Origin of the sequence: Halomonas sp. (assembly GCF_041689495.1) — a bacterium.
Classification (GTDB): Bacteria; Pseudomonadota; Gammaproteobacteria; order Pseudomonadales; family Halomonadaceae; genus Halomonas.
This window is the reverse complement of the sequence record NZ_JBDNGD010000329.1, coordinates 1-4315: the sequence shown is the minus strand read 5'-3', so window position 1 is coordinate 4315 and position 4315 is coordinate 1. Positions and strand designations below refer to the sequence as shown.

Genomic DNA, 4315 nt, shown 5'->3' with positions numbered 1-4315 from the left:
GTCAGCTTGATGGGATCGAAGACCACCAGCAGCGTGGTGTAGGACGGCACCAGATCGACCAGGGCGTCGCCGAAGTGTTGTTCGCAGTCGCGGGTCAGGGCGGTGAGCCAGGGAAGATTCGCCTCGTCGATTTCCGCGAAGCAGCGAACCAGCCAGGCGTCAAGGCCTGCCGCTTCCAGGCGCGGCAGGCAGTCGTTGAAACGTTCACTCACGAGGCCTGCTCGAGCGCGTCGAGGGCTTCGCGGATCTCCCTGACGGCGGCGATGGACTCGGGATTGTCGCCATGCACGCAGAGTGTGGAGGCGTTGAGCCGCAGTTCCCTGCCGTCGGAGGCCACAAGCGGACGGCCGGTGGCAATCCGCACCGCCTGGTCGACGATCATCGTCGGATCATGATGCACCGCCCCCGGCTCACGGCGGGATACCAGTCTTCCCTCGCCGTCATAGGCCCGGTCGGCGAAGGCCTCGAACCATAGGGTCACACCACGGGAATCCGCGAGCTCGCGAGCCGTCGAGGGGTCACGGGTCGCCAGCACCATCAGGGGGAGCCTGTCATCGAAGGCAAGGATCGCTCTGATGACGGCGAGGAGCACCTCAGGATCACGGGTCATGTCATTGTAGAGGGCGCCATGGGGCTTGATATAGCCCACCTCGAGTCCTTCGGCCCGACAGATACCGGCCAGGGCACCGAGTTGGTAGAGCACCAGATTCTCGATTTCCTCGGGGGTACAGGCCAGGGATCGACGACCGAAGCCAACCAGGTCCGGATAGGCGGGGTGACACCCCACGATGACAGCGTATTGCTTCGCCAGCTTCACCGTCTTGCGTATCACATCCGGGTCCGAGGCATGGAAACCACAGGCGACGTTGGCCAGGTCCACATGCGGCATCACCTCATGGTCGAGTCCCATCACCCAGGGGCCGAAACTTTCGCCCATGTCGGCGTTGAGCAGCAGTCTTGGCATGGCGTTCTCCCGGTAAACATCGTCTGGCACGGCACACCAACAGCACACTACAAGAATCGCCAAAAGACCGCTATCCTGATGGAAGGCCCGTCGATGGTTCGTGCCAACAATGGTTCGTGCCAATCAGGCCATCTTTTCACCTTACTCTCAGGAGAATGTCCATGAACACCCGAAACCCCCTGCTAGCCGGCCTGACCTCAGCCGCCCTTCTTGGCTTCGGCCTGGCGACCCTGAGCACCGCTGCCCAGGCAGCCACCGAGTGGGACATGCCCACCCCCTATGGCGACATGACCTTCCATACCGTCAACATCCGCGAGTTCGCCGATGACGTGCGCGAGGCCACCGATGGCGAACTGGACATCACCGTGCACTCCAATGGTTCGCTGATCGGCCATGCCGAGATCAAGAATTCGGTGCGCCGTGGCATCGTGCCAATCGGCGAGCTGATCATGTCACGCCTGGCAAACGAGAATCCGATCTACGAGGTGGACTCCGTCCCCTACCTGGCCTCGAACTACGAGGAAGCCCGGGCACTCTGGGAGGCCTCGCGGGAGATCATCAGTGAGGAGCTCGCCGAGCAACAGCTTCGCATCCTCTTTGCCGTACCCTGGCCGCCCCAGGGCATCTATACCCAGGAAGCCGTGGACGAGCCCGACGACCTGCGCAACCTCAACATGCGAGCCTACAATGCTGCCAGCGAGCGTCTGGCGCAGTTGGCCGGCGCCGTGCCCACCCAGGTCGAGGTCCCGGACATCCCTACCGCCTTCAGTACCGGGCGTGTCGACGCCATGGTGACTTCGCCGGCCACCGGTGCCGACACCAAGGCCTGGGACTACCTGAATCATTTTAACCATGCCCAACTCTGGTTACCCAAGAACATGATCATCGTCAGCGAGCAGGCCTTGTCACGCCTGGACGACAGTACCCGTGAGGCGCTGCTCGCGGCCGCGGCGACCGCCGAGGAGCGTGGCTGGGAAATGAGCCGCCAGGAAACCGAGGAGGCCATCGCCGTGCTTCGCGAGAACGGTATCGAGGTCAGCGAACCGACCCCCGAACTCGCCGAGAAACTCGCCGAAATCGGCGAGACCATGACCAGCGAATGGGTCGAACGTGCCGGTGAGCAGGGTGCCGCCATCCTCGAGGCCTACGCAGACGCACGCCCCTGACAGCCCGCCATCATCCCTGGCGTTCGGTATCACCGGGGATTTGCGCTTGCAACGGAGAGAGTCGTCATGCGTTATCGACTCCGCCTGCTCTACGATATCGGCGGCTACCTGGCCGCCGCCTGCCTCTGCCTGATCTGTACCCTCATCACCGCACAGATCCTGGGTCGCATCATCGACATCACCGTAACCCAGTGGGGGGGTGACCGCATCGGGCTGGCCATCCCGGGGCTGGCACAGATATCCGGCTTCCTGCTGGTCGGTGCCAGTTTCCTGGGCCTGGCCTACACCTTCATCCACGGGGGGCATATCCGCGTGACGCTTCTGATCGGTCGCCTGCCACCGGCGCCCCGTGCCTATGTCGAAGTGGCCTGCCTGAGCCTGGCCCTGGCCCTCAGCCTCTACCTCACCTGGAGCCTCTATTGGCTTCTCGACGACAGCATCGCCTTCGGCGAGACCTCCTATGGCCTGGTGCCGATTCCGCTGTGGATTCCCCAGTCGGCCATGCTGGTCGGCGTATCCTTATTTTGCCTTGCCCTGGTGGAAACCTGGCTGGGGACGCTGCATATCGCCTTGACCCGGCCGTCCAGCTTCACCATCGACGACAGCGGCCACGGGTGAGCTTCGGAGACTTGCCATGCTCCTGATGATTTTGATCCTCTTCAGCGCCCTGCTGTTGCTGCTGGGCAGTGGTGTCTGGGTGGCCTTCTCCCTGCTGGGACTGGGCTGGCTGGGGCTGTCCCAGTTCACCTCGGTTCCCACGGGGAGCGTGATGGCCTCCGATATCTGGGGCTCCAGCTACAGCTGGGAACTGACCGCCCTGCCGATGTTCATCTGGATGGGCGAGATCCTGTTTCGTTCGCGCCTCGCCGAGGACATGTTCAGCGGCCTCTCCCCCTGGATGCAGCGCATCCCGGGACGCCTGTTGCACATCAACGTGGTCGGCTGCGGCCTGTTCGCCGCCGTCTCCGGTTCCTCGGCGGCCACCTGCGCCACCATGGGCAAGATGACCCTCCCGGAGCTGACCCGGCGCGGCTATGACGAGCAATTGGTGATCGGCACCCTCGCCGGCTCCGCGACCCTGGGCCTGCTGATTCCTCCCTCGATCATCCTGATCGTCTATGCGGTGGCCACCGAACAGTCCATCGCCCGACTGTTCATGGCCGGCGTGCTGCCGGGCGTGATGCTGATCACCATGTTCATCGGCTATCTGATGCTGTGGTCCTGGCGCTACCCGGACAAGGTGCCGCCGGCCGATGCGCGGGTCAGCTTCATGGGCAAGCTGCGGGCATCCCGGCGCCTGATTCCGCTGTTCGCGCTGATCGTCGGGGTTATCGGCTCGATCTATGCCGGCATTGCCTCGCCCACCGAGGCCGCCGCCATGGGCGTCGTCCTCTCGCTGCTGCTGGCGAAGCTGCAGGGCGCCATGAGCCGTGGCATCTTCATGGACGCGCTGCTCGGCGCGGTCAAGACCTCGACGATGATCGCCTTCATCCTCGCCGGTGCCTCCTTCCTGACCGCCGCCATGGGCTTCACCGGATTGCCCCGGGAACTCGCCGCCTGGATCGGCACCCTGGGCCTGTCGCCCTTCATGCTGCTGGCGGCACTGACACTGTTCTTCATCCTGCTGGGCTGCTTTCTGGACGGCATCTCGGTGGTGGTCCTGACCACCTCGATCATGCTGCCCATGGTGGAGGCGGCCAATATCGACCTGATCTGGTTCGGCATCTATCTGGTGATCGTGGTGGAGATGTCCCAGATCACCCCACCGGTGGGCTTCAATCTCTTCGTCCTGCAGGGAATGACCGGACGCAATATCCTCTACATTGCCTGGGCGGCCTTGCCGTTCTTCTTGCTGATGATGGTCGGCGTGGTGTTGATCACGGTATTTCCTGGCATCGCCACCTGGCTGCCGGAAGCCATGGGAAATCGCTGAAGCGTCACCGGATCCTCAATGCCGTCAGCGCCGCCGCTGCCAACGCTCGAAGACGCTATCGACGGTGATCGCCAGTAATCCGATGGTCAAGGCACCCTGGAGGATATAGGCGGTATTGCCGTTGACGATGCCCGAGATGATGGGGTCGCCGAGATTGCTTGCGCCCACCGTGGCGCCGATGGCCGCCGTGGCGATATTGATCGTCACGGATGTACGGATTCCGGCCAGGATCACGGGGGCGGCCAGGGGCAG

Annotated in this window: 6 protein-coding genes; 3 read left to right on the top strand and 3 right to left on the bottom strand. The window is 63.5% G+C overall.

Annotated features, from left to right (window positions below; translation table 11 throughout):
* A partial coding sequence (locus ACESMD_RS10650; protein WP_372612973.1) for a carboxyltransferase domain-containing protein occupies window positions 1–212 on the bottom strand: 212 nt, incomplete at its 3' end.
* Window positions 209–964, bottom strand: coding sequence for a 5-oxoprolinase subunit PxpA (locus tag ACESMD_RS10645; RefSeq protein WP_372612971.1), 756 nt, complete (start codon window positions 962–964; stop codon window positions 209–211). The genes ACESMD_RS10650 and ACESMD_RS10645, both read right to left, overlap by 4 nt.
* A 161-nt stretch (window positions 965–1125) precedes the next feature.
* On the opposite strand from ACESMD_RS10645, the gene ACESMD_RS10640 reads away from it, so the two are divergent.
* The 3 genes from ACESMD_RS10640 to ACESMD_RS10630 all read left to right on the top strand — a co-directional run bounded on the left by ACESMD_RS10640 (window position 1126) and on the right by ACESMD_RS10630 (window position 4063).
* A complete protein-coding gene (locus ACESMD_RS10640) occupies window positions 1126–2130 on the top strand; it encodes a TRAP transporter substrate-binding protein (protein ID WP_372612969.1) in 1005 nt (334 codons plus the stop codon).
* A gap of 66 nt (window positions 2131–2196) precedes the next feature.
* Window positions 2197–2748 carry a TRAP transporter small permease gene (locus ACESMD_RS10635; protein ID WP_372612967.1) on the top strand — a complete coding sequence of 184 codons (552 nt, stop codon included), beginning with the start codon at window positions 2197–2199 and terminating at the stop codon, window positions 2746–2748.
* A gap of 16 nt (window positions 2749–2764) precedes the next feature.
* Entirely contained in the window at window positions 2765–4063 is a 1299-nt protein-coding gene (locus ACESMD_RS10630; protein ID WP_372612965.1) for a TRAP transporter large permease, read from the top strand.
* 24 nt (window positions 4064–4087) lie between these two features.
* Here the strand turns inward: ACESMD_RS10630 and ACESMD_RS10625 are convergent.
* On the bottom strand, window positions 4088–4315 hold a 228-nt coding region (locus ACESMD_RS10625), incomplete at its 5' end, for an ABC transporter permease subunit (RefSeq protein WP_372612963.1).